Annotated in this window: 15 protein-coding genes; all 15 read left to right on the forward strand. The window is 53.0% G+C overall.

Features of this window, described 5'->3' with window-relative positions:
- Positions 1 to 80 precede the first annotated feature (80 nt).
- The 15 genes from ispC (at position 81) to ACPUC7_RS17640 (ending at position 19,075) form a co-directional block, all read left to right on the forward strand.
- A complete protein-coding gene (gene ispC, locus ACPUC7_RS17570) occupies positions 81 to 1,283 on the forward strand; it encodes a 1-deoxy-D-xylulose-5-phosphate reductoisomerase (protein ID WP_494923893.1) in 1,203 nt (400 codons plus the stop codon).
- A gap of 166 nt (positions 1,284 to 1,449) precedes the next feature.
- On the forward strand, positions 1,450 to 2,202 hold the full coding sequence (ispU, locus tag ACPUC7_RS17575) for a (2E,6E)-farnesyl-diphosphate-specific ditrans,polycis-undecaprenyl-diphosphate synthase (RefSeq protein WP_494923868.1): 753 nt from the start codon (positions 1,450 to 1,452) through the stop codon (positions 2,200 to 2,202).
- Between the two features lie 18 nt (positions 2,203 to 2,220).
- Positions 2,221 to 3,078, forward strand: coding sequence for a phosphatidate cytidylyltransferase (gene cdsA, locus ACPUC7_RS17580; protein ID WP_494923869.1), 858 nt, complete (start codon positions 2,221 to 2,223; stop codon positions 3,076 to 3,078).
- A gap of 12 nt (positions 3,079 to 3,090) precedes the next feature.
- A complete protein-coding gene (gene rseP / locus ACPUC7_RS17585) occupies positions 3,091 to 4,440 on the forward strand; it encodes a sigma E protease regulator RseP (protein WP_494923870.1) in 1,350 nt (449 codons plus the stop codon).
- A gap of 51 nt (positions 4,441 to 4,491) precedes the next feature.
- Positions 4,492 to 6,903, forward strand: a complete 2,412-nt coding sequence (gene bamA, locus ACPUC7_RS17590) for an outer membrane protein assembly factor BamA (protein ID WP_343554350.1) — start codon at positions 4,492 to 4,494, stop codon at positions 6,901 to 6,903.
- Positions 6,904 to 6,998: 95 nt separating this feature from the next.
- The gene (locus tag ACPUC7_RS17595) at positions 6,999 to 7,499 is read left to right on the forward strand and encodes an OmpH family outer membrane protein (RefSeq protein WP_008108478.1); all 501 of its coding nucleotides are present in this window, start codon (positions 6,999 to 7,001) and stop codon (positions 7,497 to 7,499) included.
- A gap of 3 nt (positions 7,500 to 7,502) precedes the next feature.
- Positions 7,503 to 8,528: a UDP-3-O-(3-hydroxymyristoyl)glucosamine N-acyltransferase gene (gene lpxD, locus ACPUC7_RS17600; RefSeq protein ID WP_343554330.1), complete on the forward strand. Its 1,026-nt coding sequence runs from the start codon at positions 7,503 to 7,505 to the stop codon at positions 8,526 to 8,528.
- Positions 8,529 to 8,721: 193 nt separating this feature from the next.
- A complete protein-coding gene (gene fabZ / locus ACPUC7_RS17605) occupies positions 8,722 to 9,177 on the forward strand; it encodes a 3-hydroxyacyl-ACP dehydratase FabZ (RefSeq protein ID WP_013507953.1) in 456 nt (151 codons plus the stop codon).
- Between the two features lie 3 nt (positions 9,178 to 9,180).
- Positions 9,181 to 9,969 (forward strand): acyl-ACP--UDP-N-acetylglucosamine O-acyltransferase, encoded by a 789-nt coding sequence (lpxA, locus tag ACPUC7_RS17610; protein WP_343554331.1) that lies wholly within the window; start codon positions 9,181 to 9,183, stop codon positions 9,967 to 9,969.
- A gap of 3 nt (positions 9,970 to 9,972) precedes the next feature.
- Positions 9,973 to 11,121 carry a lipid-A-disaccharide synthase gene (lpxB, locus tag ACPUC7_RS17615; protein ID WP_494923871.1) on the forward strand — a complete coding sequence of 383 codons (1,149 nt, stop codon included), beginning with the start codon at positions 9,973 to 9,975 and terminating at the stop codon, positions 11,119 to 11,121.
- Complete coding sequence (gene rnhB, locus ACPUC7_RS17620; protein ID WP_494923872.1) at positions 11,114 to 11,740, forward strand: ribonuclease HII; 627 nt, start codon at positions 11,114 to 11,116, stop codon at positions 11,738 to 11,740. The genes lpxB and rnhB overlap by 8 nt, the downstream gene beginning before the upstream one ends.
- A gap of 31 nt (positions 11,741 to 11,771) precedes the next feature.
- Positions 11,772 to 15,254, forward strand: a complete 3,483-nt coding sequence (gene dnaE / locus ACPUC7_RS17625) for a DNA polymerase III subunit alpha (RefSeq protein ID WP_343554334.1) — start codon at positions 11,772 to 11,774, stop codon at positions 15,252 to 15,254.
- Positions 15,255 to 15,266: 12 nt separating this feature from the next.
- Complete coding sequence (accA, locus tag ACPUC7_RS17630) at positions 15,267 to 16,226, forward strand: acetyl-CoA carboxylase carboxyl transferase subunit alpha (protein ID WP_343554335.1); 960 nt, start codon at positions 15,267 to 15,269, stop codon at positions 16,224 to 16,226.
- Positions 16,227 to 16,459: 233 nt separating this feature from the next.
- A complete protein-coding gene (locus tag ACPUC7_RS17635) occupies positions 16,460 to 18,610 on the forward strand; it encodes a lysine decarboxylase LdcC (RefSeq protein ID WP_494923873.1) in 2,151 nt (716 codons plus the stop codon).
- Between the two features lie 75 nt (positions 18,611 to 18,685).
- Positions 18,686 to 19,075 carry a VOC family protein gene (locus tag ACPUC7_RS17640; RefSeq protein ID WP_494923874.1) on the forward strand — a complete coding sequence of 130 codons (390 nt, stop codon included), beginning with the start codon at positions 18,686 to 18,688 and terminating at the stop codon, positions 19,073 to 19,075.
- Positions 19,076 to 19,090: the final 15 nt, after the last annotated feature.

The following is a 19,090-nucleotide window of genomic DNA, read 5'->3' on the forward strand; positions in this document are numbered from 1 at the left end:
GATGAATGCACTCTGGCGGCGTTTTACATTGTGCCCGGCGCCGTTGCGGGCACGATCCACGACTTCACAGGGATAGCATGATGAAGCGATTAACTCTGCTGGGATCAACCGGCTCAATTGGCACCAGCACGCTGGCGGTGGTTGCGGCGAATCCTGAACTTTATCAGGTCACTGCGCTGGTGGCAGGCCAGAACGTGGCGTTGATGGCTGAACAATGCCTGCAATTCCAACCACGCTATGCTGCGATGTCTGATGAAGCCTCCGCTAAGGCGCTGCGTGAGCGACTGAAAGCACTCAACGTTAATACCGAAGTGCTCTCCGGCGTTCAAGCCGCTTGCGAATTGGCTGCATTGGATGAAGTCGACCAGGTGATGGCGGCGATCGTCGGCGCCTCAGGTTTACAGCCCACTTTAGCGGCTATTCGCGCCGGCAAAACCGTGCTGCTGGCGAATAAAGAATCCCTTGTCACATGCGGCCGTCTGTTTATGGAGGCGGTACGTCATCATCAGGCGCAATTGCTGCCGGTCGACAGCGAGCATAATGCCATTTTTCAGAGTTTACCCGCTTCCATACAGCATCAGTTGGGGTACGCTGATCTACGGGGGAACGGCATCGAGTCGATTCTCCTTACGGGATCGGGTGGTCCTTTTCGTGACACGCCACTAGCGGATTTAGCCGCGATGTCGCCGGATCAGGCGTGTGCGCATCCGAACTGGTCAATGGGACGAAAAATCTCCGTTGATTCGGCCACCATGATGAATAAAGGTCTTGAATACATTGAAGCCCGCTGGCTATTTAATGCGACTGACGCGCAGATGGAAGTTATCTTGCATCCGCAGTCTGTTATCCATTCGATGGTGCGTTATTGCGATGGCAGTGTCTTGGCGCAACTAGGTTCACCGGATATGCGAACGCCAATCGCGCACAGCATGGCATGGCCAGCACGTATCTCTGCGGGCGTAACGCCGCTCGATTTCACTCGCATGAAGTCGCTGACGTTTGCCGAGCCAGATTACGAGCGCTATCCCTGCCTGAAACTCGCGATTGATGCCTGTGCAACAGGCCAGGCGGCCACGACGACGCTGAATGCAGCGAATGAAGTGGCAGTGGCCGCGTTTCTTGAGCACCAGATTCGCTTTACCGATATCGCTGCCATCAACAGTGAAGTGCTGGCGTCCCTGAGTTGTCAGGAGCCGGACAGCATTGACGCGGTGATGGAAATCGATCGGTTAGCGCGTGTGCGTGCGAAAGCGTTGTTGCCACGCTACTGTTTAGCAGGTTGATAGTTCCCGCTATTTGTTCGCCTTGGGTGAAAATGGTATAGTCGCTCGCTCGCGTTTCACAGCCCGACATTGTTTCGATGTCATCTGGCGTGTTTGCCGGAGTTTGCTGCTGGCGCAATGTATTCAGAAACCACAGCATTTCTGATGAAAGGAATTATTACGCGTTATGTCGTCCAACAATCACAACACAATCGATGACGAGTCGTACTGCACGCCACGTCACGTGGCCATCATTATGGATGGTAATGGTCGCTGGGCAAAAAATCAGGGCAAACTGCGTATTTCAGGCCACAAAGCCGGGGTAAAATCAGTACGCCGCGCGGTTAGCTTTGCGGTCAGCCATAAACTGGAAGCGCTCACGCTGTATGCGTTCAGCAGTGAAAACTGGAGCCGACCGGTTCAGGAAGTCACAGCATTAATGGAATTGTTTGTCTGGGCGCTCGACAGCGAAGTCAAAAGCCTGCACAAGCACAATGTTCGTCTGCGCATAATCGGTGATATCAGTCGTTTCAATAACCGTATTCAGGAACGCATTCGCCGCGCCGAGGAATTGACTCAGCAAAATAATGGACTGACTCTCAACATTGCTGCCAACTATGGTGGCCGTTGGGATATTATCCAGGGTGCCAGGAAACTGGCTGAACAGGTGCAGGAAGGTTTACTGCGTCCTGATCAGATTACCGAAGAAAGTCTGGCTCCGCATTTATGTATGCAAGAGCTGGCGCCAGTGGATTTAGTGATAAGGACCGGGGGAGAGCATCGGATTAGCAACTTCCTGCTGTGGCAAATCGCCTATGCTGAGTTTTGGTTTACCGATGTTCTTTGGCCTGATTTTGATGAACACGTTTTTGAAGGTGCACTGAATGCATTCTCTACGCGGGAGCGACGCTATGGCGGAACTGCACCAGGCGGCGCCTAAGCAATTTGGGGGTAACCTTTGCTGAAGTCTCGTCTGATTACCGCGTTAATTTTAATTCCGCTGGTGATCGCTGCACTCTTTTGGTTACCGCTGTCCAGTTTTGCGATAGTCACCATCATCATCTGTATGCTTGCTGCCTGGGAATGGGGGCAACTGGCGGGTATGAAATCTCGCCAGCAGCGCATCTGGCTGGCCGTGCTATGCGGCCTATTGCTATCAGCGATGCTGTTTACGCTGCAACCTTATCAACGCAATCTGCATCAATTCCAAATGGAAGGCTCGCTTTGGGCGGCATTGGGTTGGTGGATTGTCGCACTGGTTTTAGTGCTGTTCTATCCCACTTCCGCTGCATGGTGGCGCGCATCGCGCTCACTGCGTCTGCTGTTTGGCCTCCTTACCGTCATTCCTTTCTTCTGGGGCATGATGGCGCTGCGTCAATATCACTATGATACCGATCACTTCGCTGGCGCGTGGTGGCTGCTGTTCGTGATGTTCCTGGTGTGGGGCGCTGATTCCGGTGCTTATATGTTTGGCCGTTTGTTTGGCAAACATAAACTGGCCCCAAAAGTCTCGCCGGGCAAAACCTGGGAAGGATTCTTCGGTGGCTTGCTGTCCTCCGCGATTATTGCGTGGTTGTTTGCGCTGTTAGCACCTCTTTCAGTTGCGCCGGGCACGTTGATCATCTGCGCGGTGATTGCGACATTAGCGTCTGTGCTAGGCGATCTCACCGAAAGTATGTTCAAACGTGAAGCGGGGATTAAAGACAGCGGTAACTTGATTCCGGGGCACGGTGGTATTCTCGATCGTATTGATAGCCTAACTGCTGCGGTGCCGGTGTTTGCTTGCCTGCTGCTGTTGGTGTTCCGCACCCTCTGAGGATAGCCGACGATGTTGAGTATACTCTGGAGTTTTGTCGCCTTTATCGTGGCGCTTGGCGTACTGATTACGGTGCACGAATTTGGCCATTTCTGGGTGGCCCGTCGCTGTGGCGTTAAAGTCGAACGTTTTTCTATCGGCTTTGGTAAGGCGCTGTGGCGTCGAACCGATCGTCAAGGCACCGAGTACGTTATCGCGCTGATCCCGCTTGGCGGCTACGTCAAAATGCTCGACGAACGCGTTGAGAGCGTGCCAGCTGAGCTGCGCCATCAAGCCTTCAATAACAAAACCGTGCTGCAACGTGCATCGATCATTGCGGCCGGTCCCATCGCTAATTTCATTTTTGCCGTTTTCGCTTATTGGGTGGTTTTCATCCATGGCGTGCCTGGCGTGCGTCCGGTGGTTGGTGAAATTCTGAACGGTTCGGTGGCCGCTGAAGCGCAAATTACCTCCGGCATGGAACTTAAAGCGGTAGACGGTATCGAAACGCCTGATTGGGATGCTGTGCGTATGGCGCTGATCGGTAAAATCGGTGATAGCGATGCCACGTTAACTGTGTCGCAATTTGGCGAAGAGGCTACGCAGCAAAAGCAGTTAGATTTGCGCGAGTGGCAATTTGAGCCCGATAAACAGGATCCGGTGGTCGCTTTAGGTATTCGTCCACGTGGGCCGCAGATTGAAACGACCTTAGCTGAAGTTCAGGCAAACTCACCGGCAAGCAATGCTGGTTTGCAAGCAGGCGATAGGATCGTTAAAGTCGATGGTCAGCCAATTACCCAGTGGCAGACTTTTGCGGCACAGGTGCGGGATAACCCGGGCAAAAACATGGCGCTAGATATCGAGCGCAACGGCGAACCTGTGGCGTTGACGTTAACGCCGGAAGCGAAACCGGGCAATGATGCAGAAGGCTTTGCGGGTGTGATACCACGCGTGATTCCTTTGCCTGATGAATACAAAACGGTAAGGCAGTATGGGCCGTTTGCGGCGATCGGCGAAGCCAGTGTGAAAACCTGGCAGTTGATGAAGCTGACAGTTTCCATGCTGGGCAAGTTGATAACCGGGGATGTAAAGCTGAATAACCTGAGCGGGCCGATTTCGATTGCGCAAGGTGCCGGGTTATCAGCCGAGTACGGGGTGATTTATTATTTGATGTTCCTGGCGCTGATCAGCGTCAATCTGGGCATCATCAACCTGTTCCCTCTGCCGGTTTTAGATGGTGGTCATCTGCTCTTTCTGGCGATCGAAAAGATCAAAGGTGGACCGGTGTCCGAGCGAGTTCAGGACTTTAGTTATCGCATTGGCTCAATCTTGCTAGTGCTGTTAATGGGGCTTGCACTTTTCAATGATTTCTCTCGTCTGTAATAGCTGGAACGCATGCAGACGCGGGATGTGTTAGGAAAACGCATAACAACGATGGCGATGAAAAAGTTGCTCATAGCGTCGCTGCTGTTTAGCAGCGCCACCGTTTACGGTGCAGACGATTTCGTAGTGAAGGACATTCATTTCGAAGGTCTACAACGAGTCGCCGTCGGCGCGGCTCTGCTCAGCATGCCGGTACGTGTTGGTGATACGGTGAATGACGATGACGTCAGAAACACCATTCGCTCACTGTTCGCGACCGGTAACTTTGAAGATGTACAGGTTCTGCGTGACGGCACCACCCTGATTGTTCAGGTGAAAGAGCGTCCAACCATTGCCAACATCACTTTCTCCGGCAACAAAGCGGTGAAAGAAGATCAGCTGAAGCAGAACCTTGAAGCTTCTGGCGTGCGCGTCGGCGAAGCGCTGGACCGCACCACGCTCTCTTCAATTGAGAAAGGGCTGGAAGACTTCTATTACAGCGTCGGTAAATACACCGCCAGCGTGAAAGCGATCGCTACACCGCTGCCGCGCAACCGTGTTGACCTGAAATTTGTCTTCCAGGAAGGTGTTTCCGCGCAGATTCAGCAGATCAATATCGTCGGTAACAAAGCGTTTAGCTCCGATGAACTGATCTCGCGCTTCTCCCTGCGTGACGAAGTGCCGTGGTGGAACGTGGTAGGTGATCGTAAATACCAGAAGCAAAAACTGGCTGGGGATCTCGAAACCCTGCGCAGTTTCTATCTGGATCGCGGTTATGCGCGCTTCAACATTGATTCGACTCAGGTGAGCCTGACGCCAGATAAAAAAGGCATCTACATCACCGTCAACGTTAACGAAGGCGATCAGTACAAGATTGCTGGCGTGATCGTCAATGGCAGCATGGCGGGCCATTCTGCGGAAATCGAAAAGATGACCCGCATTCCATCAGGTGAGCTGTATAACGGCACCAAAGTCACCCAGATGGAAGATGACATTAAGAAATTGCTGGGCCGTTATGGCTACGCTTATCCGCGTGTCGTGACGCAGCCAGAAATCAACGATACGGATAAAACCGTCAAACTGCATATCAACGTTGATGCTGGTAACCGTTACTACGTGCGTAAAGTGCGCTTTGAAGGTAATGACACCTCGAAAGATTCTGTTCTGCGCCGTGAAATGCGCCAGATGGAAGGTGCCTGGTTAGGCAGCGACTTGGTTGATCAAGGTAAAGAGCGCCTGAACCGTACCGGCTACTTCGAAACTGTTGATGTCGATACTCAGCGCGTTCCGGGTGCACCGGACCAGGTTGACGTGGTCTACAAGGTGAAAGAGCGTAACACCGGTACCTTCAACTTTGGTGTTGGCTACGGTACTGAAAGTGGTGTTAGCTTCCAGGTGGGTGTAACCCAGGAAAACTGGCTCGGCACCGGTAACACCGTAGGCATTAGCGGCACCAAAAACGATTACCAGACCTATGCTGAATTCTCACTGACCGATCCGTACTTTACGGTTGATGGTGTGAGCCTTGGCGGTCGTTTGTTCTACAACGACTTTAAAGCGGATGACGCGGATCTGTCTGACTATACCAACAAAAGTTATGGTCTTGACGGTACGCTGGGCTTCCCGGTCAACGAAAACAATACGCTGCGCGTTGGTTTAGGTTATGTGCATAACGACCTTTCCAACATGCGCCCACAAATTGCGATGTGGCGTTATCTGGATTCGGTAGGACATCCACAAAGCATCAATAATGACGGTGATTATTCTGCGGATGACTTCACCTTCAACTACGGTTGGACATACAACACCTTAGACCGCGGCTTCTTCCCAACGCGCGGTAACCGTACCAACCTGAACGGTAAAGTGACGATTCCAGGCTCCGATAACGCCTTCTACAAAGCGACATTGGATAGCCAGCAATACGTTCCGCTGAATCGCGATGGAACGTGGGTGGTGTTAGGTCGTGGCCGAGTTGGATATGGTGACGGACTCGGTGGAAAAGAGATGCCGTTCTATGAGAACTTCTACGGCGGTGGTTCGAGCACCGTGCGTGGCTTCCAGTCCAATACCATTGGTCCTAAAGCCGCGTATCTGAACGATCACTCATCCACCTGTAATATCACCGATCCGAACGGCGTCTGTAAGTCGGACGATGCGGTCGGCGGTAACGCGATGGCGATTGCCAGCCTTGAGCTGATCACGCCTACGCCGTTCCTGAGTGAGAAATATGCAAACTCCGTACGTACTTCGGTATTTATGGATGCCGGTACCGTTTGGGATACCAAATGGCAAAATACCGCAGAAACACGTGCGGCGGGCATACCGGATTACAGCGATCCAAACAACATTCGCGTCTCTGCGGGTATTGCCCTGCAGTGGATGTCGCCGTTGGGACCGTTGGTATTCTCATACGCCCAGCCGATGAAGAAAGTCGAGGGAGACAAGTCAGAGCAATTCCAGTTTAACATTGGTAAAACCTGGTAAGGCTCTGAGCAGGGAAGTGAAAATACCGTCTTGCACGCGTGTCGCTTAACGATGCGACGCGCTGCAAACACACACGTTGAGGTAAGGAGTTTATAGTGAAAAAGTTGTTCTGTGCCGCTGCTCTGGGTGTTGCATTAGCTGCTTCTGCGGGTGCCCAAGCGGCTGATAAAGTTGCCGTCGTGAACCTGAGCCAGGTCTTCCAGCAGTCTCCGCAGCGTGCCGCTGTTGCTAAGCAGCTCGAAGGTGAATTCCAGAGCCGCGCTTCTGACCTCCAGTCTCAGCAGCAGAAGATCCAGCAAGAAATTCAGGATCTGCAGCGTAATGCGTCGACCATGAAAGCCAGCGACCGCACCAAGAAAGAGAAGCAGATTTCTACTGAGCGTGCTGCCTTTGAACAGAAAGCCCAGGCTTTTGACAAAGACAACCAGACTCGCCAGATGCAAGAACGTAACAAGCTGCTGGCTAAAATCCAGACCGCTGTTCAGTCTGTAGCGAAAAGCGAAGGTTACGATCTGGTTCTGGACTCTCAGGCCGTGCTGTACTCTTCTTCTGATGCTAAAGACATCACTGCTGACGTTGTTAAACAGGTTAAATAATTGATGTCATCAATTCGACTGGCTGATTTAGCCCAGCAGTTGGATGCAGAATTGCACGGAGATGGCGATATCGCCATCTCCGGCATTGCTTCTATGCAATCCGCCACAACTGGCCAAATCACTTTTCTTGCAAACAGCCGCTACCGCGAGCAGCTCGCTAACATCCAGGCTTCAGCCGTGGTGCTGACGGAAGCGGATCTGGAGTGGTGTAAAACGGCCGCCCTGGTGGTAAAAAATCCTTACCTGACTTACGCCCGCATGGCACAACTGCTGGACACCACGCCGCAGCCCGCGCAGAATATCGCGCCCAGCGCGGTGATCGATCCAACGGCTAAGCTGGGTAAGAATGTTTCGGTGGGTGCTAATGCTGTCATCGAATCCGGCGTTGAGCTGGGTGACGATGTCGTAATTGGCGCCGGCTGTTTTGTTGGTAAGCAGACGCGCATTGGTCGTGGTTCACGTTTGTGGGCTAACGTCACCGTCTATCACGAAATCCAGATTGGTCAGGATTGTCTGATTCAGTCGGGCACGGTAATTGGTGCTGATGGTTTCGGATATGCTAACGACCGTGGCAATTGGGTGAAAATTCCACAGCTGGGAACCGTGGTGATTGGTGATCGGGTAGAAATTGGTGCCTGTACTACCATCGATCGCGGCGCGCTGGATAACACTCTGATCGGCAATGGTGTTATCATAGATAACCAGTGTCAGATTGCGCACAACGTTATGATTGGTGATAACACCGCTGTTGCTGGTGGTGTGATCATGGCGGGTAGTCTGAAGATTGGACGTTACTGTATGATTGGCGGCGCCAGCGTCATTAACGGCCATATGGAAATCTGTGACAAAGTGACCGTAACGGGCATGGGCATGGTAATGCGCCCAATCACAGAGCCTGGGGTATACTCATCGGGTATTCCACTGCAACCCAACAAAACCTGGCGTAAAACAGCAGCGCTGGTGATGAATATCGATGAAATAAGCAAACGCTTAAAAGCCATCGAACGTAAGGTCGGCAAAGACGACTAAACGCATCCCACGCTATTCGCTTTCATAACAAAGAAGCGTATCACCTTCCACCTCCGGGCAACCTGAGACGGCTGGCGATACAGTCAATGAAGCGAAACGCCCCCGAACTGATTTGCGGCCTGCGGAAGATCATTTTGATCGGTGCAGGCCGTGTTATTGTTGCCATCAGATTTTTTAGGACAGGAAGAGTATTTTGACTACTGAAACGCATACTCTGAAAATTGAAGAGATTTTAGAACTGCTGCCTCACCGCTATCCTTTCTTGCTGGTTGATCGCGTGCTGGAGTTTGAAGAGCATAAATATCTGCGCGCGGTGAAGAACGTTTCTGTAAACGAACCGTTTTTCCAGGGACACTTCCCTGGTAAGCCGATTTTCCCAGGCGTTCTGATCCTGGAAGCGATGGCGCAAGCGACCGGTATTCTGGCGTTTAAAAGCGTTGGCAAACTGGAACCTGGCGAACTGTATTACTTCGCTGGTATCGATGAAGCCCGTTTCAAGCGTCCGGTTGTGCCGGGCGATCAGATGATCATGGAAGTGACCTTCGAGAAAACCCGTCGTGGCTTGACGCGCTTTAAAGGCGTGGCGACCGTTGATGGCAAAATTGTCTGTGAAGCGACCATGATGTGTGCCCGTAGCCGGGAGGCATAATAAGTGATTGATTCAACCGCCAATATCCATCCCAGTTCTGTCATTGAAGAGGGTGCCGTAATCGGCGCCAATGTTCACATCGGCCCGTTTTGCTTTATCGGTGCCAATGTCGAGATTGGTGAAGGAACTGTGCTCAAATCACACGTGGTGGTGAACGGCCATACGCGTATCGGCAAAGACAATCAGATCTATCAATTCGCTTCGATAGGTGAAGTGAATCAGGATCTGAAATATGCAGGCGAGCCGACTCGCGTTGAAATTGGCGATCGCAACCGCATCCGCGAAAGCGTCACCATTCATCGTGGCACCACGCAGGGCGGCAATGTGACCAAAGTCGGCAGCGATAACCTGCTGATGGTCAACGCACATATCGCGCATGACTGTGTGATTGGGAATCGCTGCATCTTCGCCAACAACGCCACGTTGGGCGGTCACGTTACCGTTGATGATTTCGCCATTATTGGCGGCATGACAGCGGTACATCAGTGGTGCACCATTGGCGCACACGTGATGGTTGGTGGTTGTTCAGGCGTCGCTCAGGATGTGCCGCCGTACGTCATTGCGCAGGGTAACCACGCAACGCCGTTCGGTATCAACATCGAAGGCTTGAAGCGTCGTGGCTTTAGCAAAGAAGCGCTGCATGCTATTCGTAATGCATACAAACTGCTGTATCGCAGCGGCAAGACGTTGGATGAAGTGAAACCAGAGATTGAAGAGCTGGCGAAACAACACAGCGAAGTGCAGCCTTTCTACGACTTCTTTGAACGTTCAACGCGTGGATTGATTCGTTAATCCATGTCAGCGCGCCCCCTTACGATTGCCCTGGTCGCCGGAGAAACCTCCGGCGATATTCTTGGTGCCGGCCTCATTCGTGCGTTAAAAGCACGCCATCCTGATGCGCGTTTTGTTGGCGTGGCAGGTCCGCTAATGCAGGCCGAAGGCTGTGAAGCCTGGTATGAGATGGAAGAGTTGGCGGTGATGGGCATCGTCGAAGTGTTGGGACGCTTACGGCGTTTACTGCACATTCGTCGCGACCTCACGCAGCGTTTTACCGAACTCAAACCCGATGTCTTCGTCGGCATTGATGCGCCGGATTTCAACATTACGTTGGAAGGCAATCTCAAACGCAGCGGTATTCGCACCATTCATTACGTCAGTCCATCTGTTTGGGCGTGGCGACAAAAACGCGTGTTCAAAATCGGTCGCAACACCCATTTGGTGTTGGCGTTTTTGCCGTTTGAAAAAGCCTTTTACGATCGCTTCAATGTGCCGTGCCGTTTTATCGGTCACACCATGGCGGATGCGATGCCGCTGCAACCCGATAAGCTGGCTGCGCGCCGCGAATTGGGCATTGCTGACGAAGCGATATGCCTCGGTTTATTACCGGGCAGTCGTGGAGCCGAAGTTGAAATGCTCAGCGCGGATTTCTTGCGTGCCGCGCAGTTGCTGCGTCAGCGCTATCCAACGCTGGAAATTGTGGTGCCGCTGGTCAACGCCAAACGCCGCGAACAGTTTGAGCAGATCAAAGCTGACGTTGCACCAGAGTTGCCGATGCATCTGCTGGATGGCAAAGGCCGCCAGGCGATGCTGGCAAGTGATGCGGCGATTCTGGCGTCCGGCACTGCCGCGCTGGAATGCATGCTGGCCAAATGTCCGATGGTGGTCGGTTATCGCATGAAGCCGTTTACCTTCTGGCTGGCGAAGCGCCTGGTGAAAACGCCGTATGTTTCGCTGCCCAATTTGCTCGCCGGACGCGAACTGGTGAAAGAGTTGCTGCAAGACGACTGTCAGCCAGAAGCACTGGCGGCGGCACTTGAACCGTTATTGCATGCAGGCCCTGAACGTGAAGCGCTGCTGCACACCTTTACCGAATTGCACCAACAGATTCGCTGGAATGCCGATGAACAAGCGGCAGATGCGGTATTGGAGGTCATCAATGGCTGAATTTATCTATCCCAACGCCCTGCTGATTGCTGGCGTTGATGAAGTCGGACGTGGCCCGTTAGTTGGTGCTGTGGTTACTGCTGCGGTGATCCTCGATCCCGCCAATCCAATTGCCGGACTGGCCGACTCGAAAAAATTGTCTGAGAAGCGTCGTCTGGCGCTGTATGACGAGATCAAAGAGAAGGCATTGGCTTGGAGTTTAGGTCGTGCCGAGCCAGAAGAGATCGATCAACTGAATATCTTGCACGCCACTATGTTGGCGATGCAGCGCGCGGTGGCGGGTTTGTCTATCATGCCAGGTTTTGTGCTGATTGATGGTAACCGTTGTCCTGCGCTGCCAATGCCTTCGCAGGCGGTAGTGAAGGGCGATAGCCTGGTCAAAGAGATCAGCGCCGCTTCGATCATCGCTAAAGTAACGCGCGACCGTGAAATGGCCGAGTTGGATGTGCTGTTTCCTGAATATGGCTTTGCGCAGCACAAAGGCTATCCCACTGCGCTGCACATGGAAAAGCTGACGCAGCACGGTGCCACACCTCATCATCGCCGCAGCTTTGCGCCGGTGCGTAACGCTTTGATTGATGCCGACGTGCTGGCCGCGCGCCAGCCAACTACGCTTTAATAGCCTGACGCTGTTTTAACCGGAAACTGATATGGCTGAACCTCGTTTTATACATCTGCGCGTCCACAGCGATTACTCCATGGTCGATGGTCTGGCGAAAACCGGGCCGTTGGTCAAGAAGGCGGCTGCGCTCGGCATGCCGGCGATTGCCGTTACCGACTACATTAACCTGTGTGGACTGGTGCGTTTTTACGGCAGCGCCCATGGCGCCGGCATCAAACCGATTGTCGGTGCTGATTTCCACGTTGCCAGCGAGTTAATGGGCGATGAGCTGACGCAGCTTACGGTATTAGCAGCTAATAACACCGGCTATCAGAATCTGACATTACTGATCTCACGCGCTTATCAGCGCGGTTATGGCATTGCCGGTCCGATCATCGATCGCGATTGGTTGATCGAGTTAGGCGAAGGTTTGATCCTGTTGTCGGGCGGTCGTCGTGGCGATGTTGGACGTAGTCTGCTGCGCGGCAACAGCGCGATGGTGGCGCAGTGTTTAAGCTTCTACCAGGAACATTTCCCGAATCGCTACTATTTAGAATTGATCCGCACCGGCCGCGCCGATGAAGAGTCCTATCTGCACGCGGCGGTGGATCTGGCGATTGCCGAAGGTGTGCCGGTGGTGGCCACCAACGAAGTGTGTTTCCTCAATGAAGAAGATTTCGATGCGCACGAAATTCGCGTCGCGATTCATGACGGCTACACGCTGGACGATCCAAAACGTCCGCGCAATTACAGTCCTCAGCAATATATGCGCAGCGAAGAGGAGATGTGCGAGCTGTTCTCGGACATCCCGGAAGCGCTGGAAAATAGCGTAGAGATTGCTAAGCGCTGTAACGTCACGGTGCGCCTTGGCGAATACTTCTTACCGCAGTTCCCAACGGGCGAGATGAGCACCGAAGACTTCCTCGTGGCGAAGTCGCGCGAAGGTTTGGAAGAGCGTCTTGAATTCCTGTTCCCGGATGCTGCCGACCGCGCCGAGAAGCGCGTGGAATACGACGAACGTCTGGAAATCGAACTGACGGTTATCAACCAGATGGGTTTCCCCGGCTACTTCCTGATCGTCATGGAGTTTATCCAGTGGTCGAAAGACAACGGTATTCCGGTGGGGCCGGGCCGTGGTTCGGGTGCCGGTTCGCTGGTAGCGTACGCGTTAAAAATTACTGATATCGATCCGCTGGAATTTGACCTGCTGTTCGAGCGTTTCCTCAACCCGGAACGTGTTTCGATGCCCGATTTCGACGTCGACTTCTGCATGGAGAAACGCGATCAGGTTATTGATCACGTCGCCGACATGTATGGACGTGAAGCGGTATCGCAAATCATCACCTTCGGTACCATGGCGGCGAAAGCGGTTATTCGTGACGTTGGGCGCGTGCTCGGTCATCCGTACGGCTTTGTTGATCGCATCTCCAAGCTGATCCCGCCTGATCCAGGTATGACGCTGGAAAAAGCCTTCCTTGCTGAACCGCAACTGCCGGAAATTTATGAGGCGGATGAAGAGGTTAAAGCGCTGATCGACATGGCGCGTAAGCTGGAAGGTGTCACACGTAACGCCGGTAAACATGCCGGTGGTGTGGTGATTTCGCCGACCAAAATTACCGATTTCGCGCCGCTGTACTGCGACGAAAACGGGCAATTCCCGGTGACGCAATTCGATAAAAATGACGTGGAATACGCCGGACTGGTGAAGTTTGACTTCCTTGGTCTGCGCACGCTCACCATTATCGATTGGGCACTGAAGATGATTAACCCGCGCCGTGAAAAGCAGGGTTTACCGCCGATTGATATCGCTGCCATCCCGCTGGATGACAAGAAAAGTTTCGACATGCTGCAACGCTCGGAAACCACTGCGGTATTCCAGCTGGAATCGCGCGGCATGAAAGATCTGATCAAACGTCTGAAGCCGGACTGCTTCGAAGATATGATCGCATTGGTTGCGCTGTTCCGTCCGGGGCCGCTGCAATCAGGCATGGTAGATAACTTCATCGACCGTAAGCACGGGCGTGAAGAGATTTCTTATCCGGATATTCAGTGGCAGCACGAAACCCTGAAGCCGGTGCTGGAGCCGACCTACGGCATCATCCTGTATCAGGAACAGGTGATGCAGATTGCGCAGGTGCTGTCCGGTTACACCTTGGGCGGTGCGGACATGTTGCGCCGTGCGATGGGTAAAAAGAAACCCGAAGAGATGGCAAAGCAGCGTTCGGTATTCCAGGACGGTGCGGAGAAGATGGGCGTTGACGGCGAACTGTCGATGAAAATCTTCGATCTGGTAGAGAAATTCGCCGGATATGGCTTTAACAAGTCGCACTCGGCGGCTTATGCACTGGTTTCATATCAAACGCTGTGGCTGAAAGCGCACTATCCAGCTGAGTTCATGGCGGCGGTAATGACGGCCGATATGGATAACACCGAAAAAGTGGTTGGCCTGGTCGATGAGTGCTGGCGCATGGGGTTAAAAGTATTGCCGCCAGACATCAATTCAGGACTCTACCCGTTCCACGTCAACGATGAAGGTGAGATCGTTTACGGCATCGGCGCGATTAAAGGCGTCGGAGAAGGTCCGATCGAAGCGATCATTGATGCGCGTAACGAAGGTGGCTATTTCAAAGAGCTGTTCGATCTTTGCGCCCGCACCGACACCAAAAAGATCAACCGTCGCGTGATGGAGAAGTTGATCATGTCCGGCGCGTTTGATCGCCTCGGCCCGCATCGAGCTGCCCTGATGAGTGCGCTCGGCGATGCGCTCAAAGCCGCCGATCAACACGCGAAAGCCGAAGCCATCGGCCAGGCGGATATGTTTGGTGTGCTGGCGGAAGAGCCGGAACAGGTGGAGAAATCCTATGCCAGCATTACGCCGTGGCCGGAACAAATTCAATTGGATGGCGAGCGAGAGACGCTTGGGCTGTATCTTACCGGCCATCCGATTAATCAGTATTTGAAAGAAATTGAGCGTTACGTCGGCGGCATGCGCCTGAAAGACATGCATCCGACAGATCGTGGTAAAGTAACCGTCGCGGCGGGGCTGGTGATTGCCGCCCGCGTGATGGTCACGAAACGCGGCAACCGAATTGGTATTTGTACGATTGACGATCGTTCTGGTCGTCTTGAAGTGATGTTATTTACCGATGCGTTAGATAAATACCAGCAGTTGCTGGAGAAGGACCGTATCCTGATCGTCAGTGGACAGGTCAGCTTTGATGACTTCAGCGGTGGCCTTAAAATGACCGCCCGAGAAGTTATGGACATCGACGAAGCGCGGGAAAAATACGCGCGCGGACTTGCTATCTCGCTGACGGACAGGCAAATTGATGACCAGCTTTTAAACCGTCTCCGCCAGTCTCTGGAGCCTCATCGCTCCGGGACCATTCCGGTGCATCTCTACTATCAGAGAGCCGATGCGCGGGCGAAGCTGCGCTTTGGTGCAGCGTGGCGAATTTCGCCCAGCGATCGTTTACTCAACGATTTGCGGTCGTTAGTAGGATCGGAGCAGGTGGAACTGGAGTTTGACTAAAACAGGAACATTATGAGTCTTAATTACCTGGATTTTGAACAGCCTATCGCAGAGCTTGAAGCGAAAATCGACTCGTTAAAATCGATTGGCCGTTCGGATGAGAAACACGATATTAATTTGGATGAAGAAGTACAGCGTCTGCGCGAAAAAAGCGTCGAGCTGACCCGTAAAATCTTCTCCGATTTAGGCGCCTGGCAAGTGGCGCAACTCGCGCGTCATCCGCTGCGTCCTTATACACTGGACTATATCCGCAACGCGTTTGATGAATTCGACGAACTGGCCGGCGACCGTGCGTACGCCGATGACAAAGCGATTGTCGGCGGCATTGCGCGTCTCGATGGTCGTCCAGTGATGATCATTGGTCATCAGAAAGGTCGCGAAACCAAAGAGAAAATCCGTCGCAACTTCGGTATGCCTGCACCAGAAGGCTATCGTAAAGCGCTGCGTCTGATGGAAATGGCTGAACGCTTCAAGATGCCGCTGATCACCTTTATCGACACGCCGGGTGCGTATCCTGGCGTCGGTGCAGAAGAGCGCGGTCAGTCTGAAGCGATTGCACGTAACCTGCGTGAAATGTCGGGCCTTAAAATTCCGGTGATTTGTACTGTCATCGGTGAAGGCGGTTCCGGTGGTGCGCTGGCAATCGGCGTGGGCGATAAAGTCAACATGCTGCAATACAGCACCTATTCGGTGATTTCGCCGGAAGGTTGTGCATCGATTCTGTGGAAAAGCGCAGACAAAGCCCCGCTGGCTGCGGAAGCGATGGGCATCACTGCCGATCGTCTGAAAGAGCTGAAGCTGATTGATTCGATCATTCCAGAGCCATTGGGCGGCGCACATCGCCAGCCAGTGGATATGGCGGCGTCGCTGAAGAAGCAGTTGCTGGCCGATCTGGCCGATCTCGATGTGCTGAGCACTGAAGAGTTGCTCAACCGTCGTTATCAGCGCCTGATGAATTACGGCTATGCGTGATGAGCGCATGACGTAAAAGGAAGCGGACTTCGGTCCGCTTTTTTTATGCCTGCAAAATAGGGAATGGTAAGTGGTCACCATAAATGGCGACCCTACAAAATCGCACGACTCTGCGTATGGGCGCCATTTATGGTGACCTTTATCCGATTGAGCAACAGCAGAGCATTCCAGGTCCATTCGCCGCAACTTTTCGCTATCCTTATTCAGTGCCACAACACCACAGGAGGTGAGCATTGAATATTATTGCGATCATGGGACCGCACGGCGCTTTTTATAAAGATGAGCCGATTCGAGAATTGGATGCGGCGCTGAAGCAGCAAGGCTTCCAAACCGTTTACCCCAATAATGCCAGTGACCTGTTGAAGTTGATTGAGCATAACCCGCGCATCTGCGGGGTAATTTTTGACTGGGACGATTACAGTCTGGCGCTGTGTAGCGACATCAATCAACTCAACGAATATCTGCCGCTGTATGCCTTCATCAACACCCATTCGCAAATGGATGTCAGCATCAACGAGATGCGTATGGCGTTGCACTTCTTTGAATATGCCTTGAGCGCCGCCGATGATATTGCGCTGCACATTCGCCAGTACACTGATGAGTACATCGACAACATCACGCCGCCGCTAACCAAAGCGTTGTTCACCTATGTGAAAGAGGGCAAATATACCTTCTGTACGCCGGGCCATATGGGCGGTAGCGCGTTCCAAAAAAGTCCAGTGGGCAGCTTGTTCTATGACTTCTTTGGTTCCAACACGCTGAAGGCGGATGTGTCGATCTCGGTGACTGAATTAGGTTCGTTGCTTGATCACACTGGCCCACATTTGGAAGCCGAGGAGTACGTGGCGCGCACCTTTGGTGCCGAGCAGAGCTACATGGTCACCAACGGCACCTCGACATCAAATAAAATCGTTGGCATGTACGCCGCGCCCGCCGGTAGCACCGTGTTAATTGATCGCAACTGCCACAAATCGTTGACGCACTTATTAATGATGAGTGACATCATTCCGATTTGGCTTAAGCCAACTCGTAATGCGTTAGGTATCCTCGGTGGCATTCCGCAGCGCGAATTTACCCGCGACAGCATCCAGCTCAAGGTCAACGCTACGCCGCGCGCCAGTTGGCCGGTGCATGCGGTGATCACTAACTCCACTTACGATGGCTTGTTGTATAACACGCAATACATCAAAGAAACGCTGGATGTGCCGTCGATCCACTTTGATTCGGCGTGGGTGCCGTACACCAATTTCCACCCGATTTACGTCGGCAAAAGTGGTATGAGCGGCGATCGTATTCCCGGCAAAGTGATCTACGAAACGCAATCGACGCACAAACTGCTGGCGGCGTTCTCGCAGGCTTCGCTGATCCACATTAAAGGCGATTACGATCACGACACCTTTAATGAAGCCTATATGATGCACACCACCACATCGCCGAGTTATGCGATTGTGTCCTCGATTGAAACAGCGGCAGCGATGCTGCGTGGCAATCCGGGTAGACGGCTGATCAATCGCTCAGTAGAGCGCGCGCTGCATTTCCGCCGCGAGATTCAACGCCTACGTGAAGAATCTGACGGCTGGTTCTTTGATATCTGGCAGCCTGAACAGGTGGATGAAGCTGAGTGTTGGCCGATTCAGCCGGGCGAGGAAGATTGGCACGGTTTTACCCACGCCGATCGCGATCATATGTATCTCGATCCGATCAAAGTCACCATCTTAACGCCGGGCATGAGTGAACTCGGCAAGATGAGCGAAGAGGGGATTCCTGCGGCACTGGTGGCCAAATTCCTCGATCAACGTGGCATCGTGGTGGAGAAAACCGGGCCGTACAATCTGTTATTCCTGTTCAGTATCGGCATTGATAAAACCAAAGCGATGAGCGTGCTGCGTGGATTAACCGAGTTCAAACGTGCTTACGATCTCAATCTGCGGGTGAAAAACATGCTACCGGATCTGTATGCCGAAGATCCTGACTTCTACCGCAACATGCGTATTCAAACGCTGGCGCAGGGCATTCATCAACTGATTCTGCAACACGATCTGCCGCGCTTGATGTTGAAAGCCTTTGATGTGCTGCCGGAAATGAAGATGACGCCGCATCAGGCGTTTCAGCGTCAGGTCAAAGGGCAGATTGAAACCGTCGACATTCGCGAGCTGGTGGGACGCATTTCGGCCAATATGATTCTGCCGTATCCACCTGGCGTGCCATTGGTGATGCCGGGCGAGATGATCACTGAACAGAGTCGCGCGGTGCTCGATTTTCTGCTGATGCTCTGCACCATTGGTCGGCACTATCCCGGCTTCGAAACCGATATTCATGGCGCAACGCTGACTGAGGATGGCCGCTATTTGGTACGCGTGCTTCGCGACGACGTCGAGCACTAACTTAAGATAATTGCCTCTTTTCAACGCCGCTTGCACCACGTAGGGTAAGCGGCTGATTGAACAACCGGAGCCGCTATGCTGCATATAAAACAGATCCACCACATTGCCATTATTGCCACCGATTATCAGCGCAGTAAGGCGTTTTACTGTGATGTGCTGGGCTTTGAATTGTTAGGCGAATATTACCGTGCCGAGCGCGATTCATGGAAAGGCGATCTTGGCCTAAATGGCGTTTACACCATTGAGCTGTTCTCTTTCCCTTCGCCACCGCCGCGCGTCAGCGGACCGGAAGCCTGTGGTTTGCGCCATTTGGCGTTTTGCGTTGATGATGTTGAACAGTCGATTGCCGCATTGGCAGAGAAGGGCGTAACCTGCGAACCGATTCGTATCGATGCATTGACCGGCAAAGCCTGCACTTTCTTTCCCGATCCGGATGGTTTGCCGCTGGAGCTGTATCAAGCGTAAACTAGCCTCCGCCGC

It is taken from the genome of Pantoea sp. CFCC18179 (assembly GCF_059412405.1).

What these genes read in the sequence shown, in the direction of transcription:
- rseP (WP_494923870.1), top strand. Translation starts at nt 3,091, where the DNA reads ATGTTGAGTATACTCTGGAGTTTTGTCGCCTTTATCGTGGCGCTTGGC.
- lpxB (WP_494923871.1), top strand. Translation starts at nt 9,973, where the DNA reads ATGTCAGCGCGCCCCCTTACGATTGCCCTGGTCGCCGGAGAAACCTCC.
- accA (WP_343554335.1), top strand. Translation starts at nt 15,267, where the DNA reads ATGAGTCTTAATTACCTGGATTTTGAACAGCCTATCGCAGAGCTTGAA.
- ispC (WP_494923893.1), top strand. Translation starts at nt 81, where the DNA reads ATGAAGCGATTAACTCTGCTGGGATCAACCGGCTCAATTGGCACCAGC.
- rnhB (WP_494923872.1), top strand. Translation starts at nt 11,114, where the DNA reads ATGGCTGAATTTATCTATCCCAACGCCCTGCTGATTGCTGGCGTTGAT.
- ACPUC7_RS17640 (WP_494923874.1), top strand. Translation starts at nt 18,686, where the DNA reads ATGCTGCATATAAAACAGATCCACCACATTGCCATTATTGCCACCGAT.
- bamA (WP_343554350.1), top strand. Translation starts at nt 4,492, where the DNA reads ATGGCGATGAAAAAGTTGCTCATAGCGTCGCTGCTGTTTAGCAGCGCC.
- dnaE (WP_343554334.1), top strand. Translation starts at nt 11,772, where the DNA reads ATGGCTGAACCTCGTTTTATACATCTGCGCGTCCACAGCGATTACTCC.
- lpxD (WP_343554330.1), top strand. Translation starts at nt 7,503, where the DNA reads ATGTCATCAATTCGACTGGCTGATTTAGCCCAGCAGTTGGATGCAGAA.
- ispU (WP_494923868.1), top strand. Translation starts at nt 1,450, where the DNA reads ATGTCGTCCAACAATCACAACACAATCGATGACGAGTCGTACTGCACG.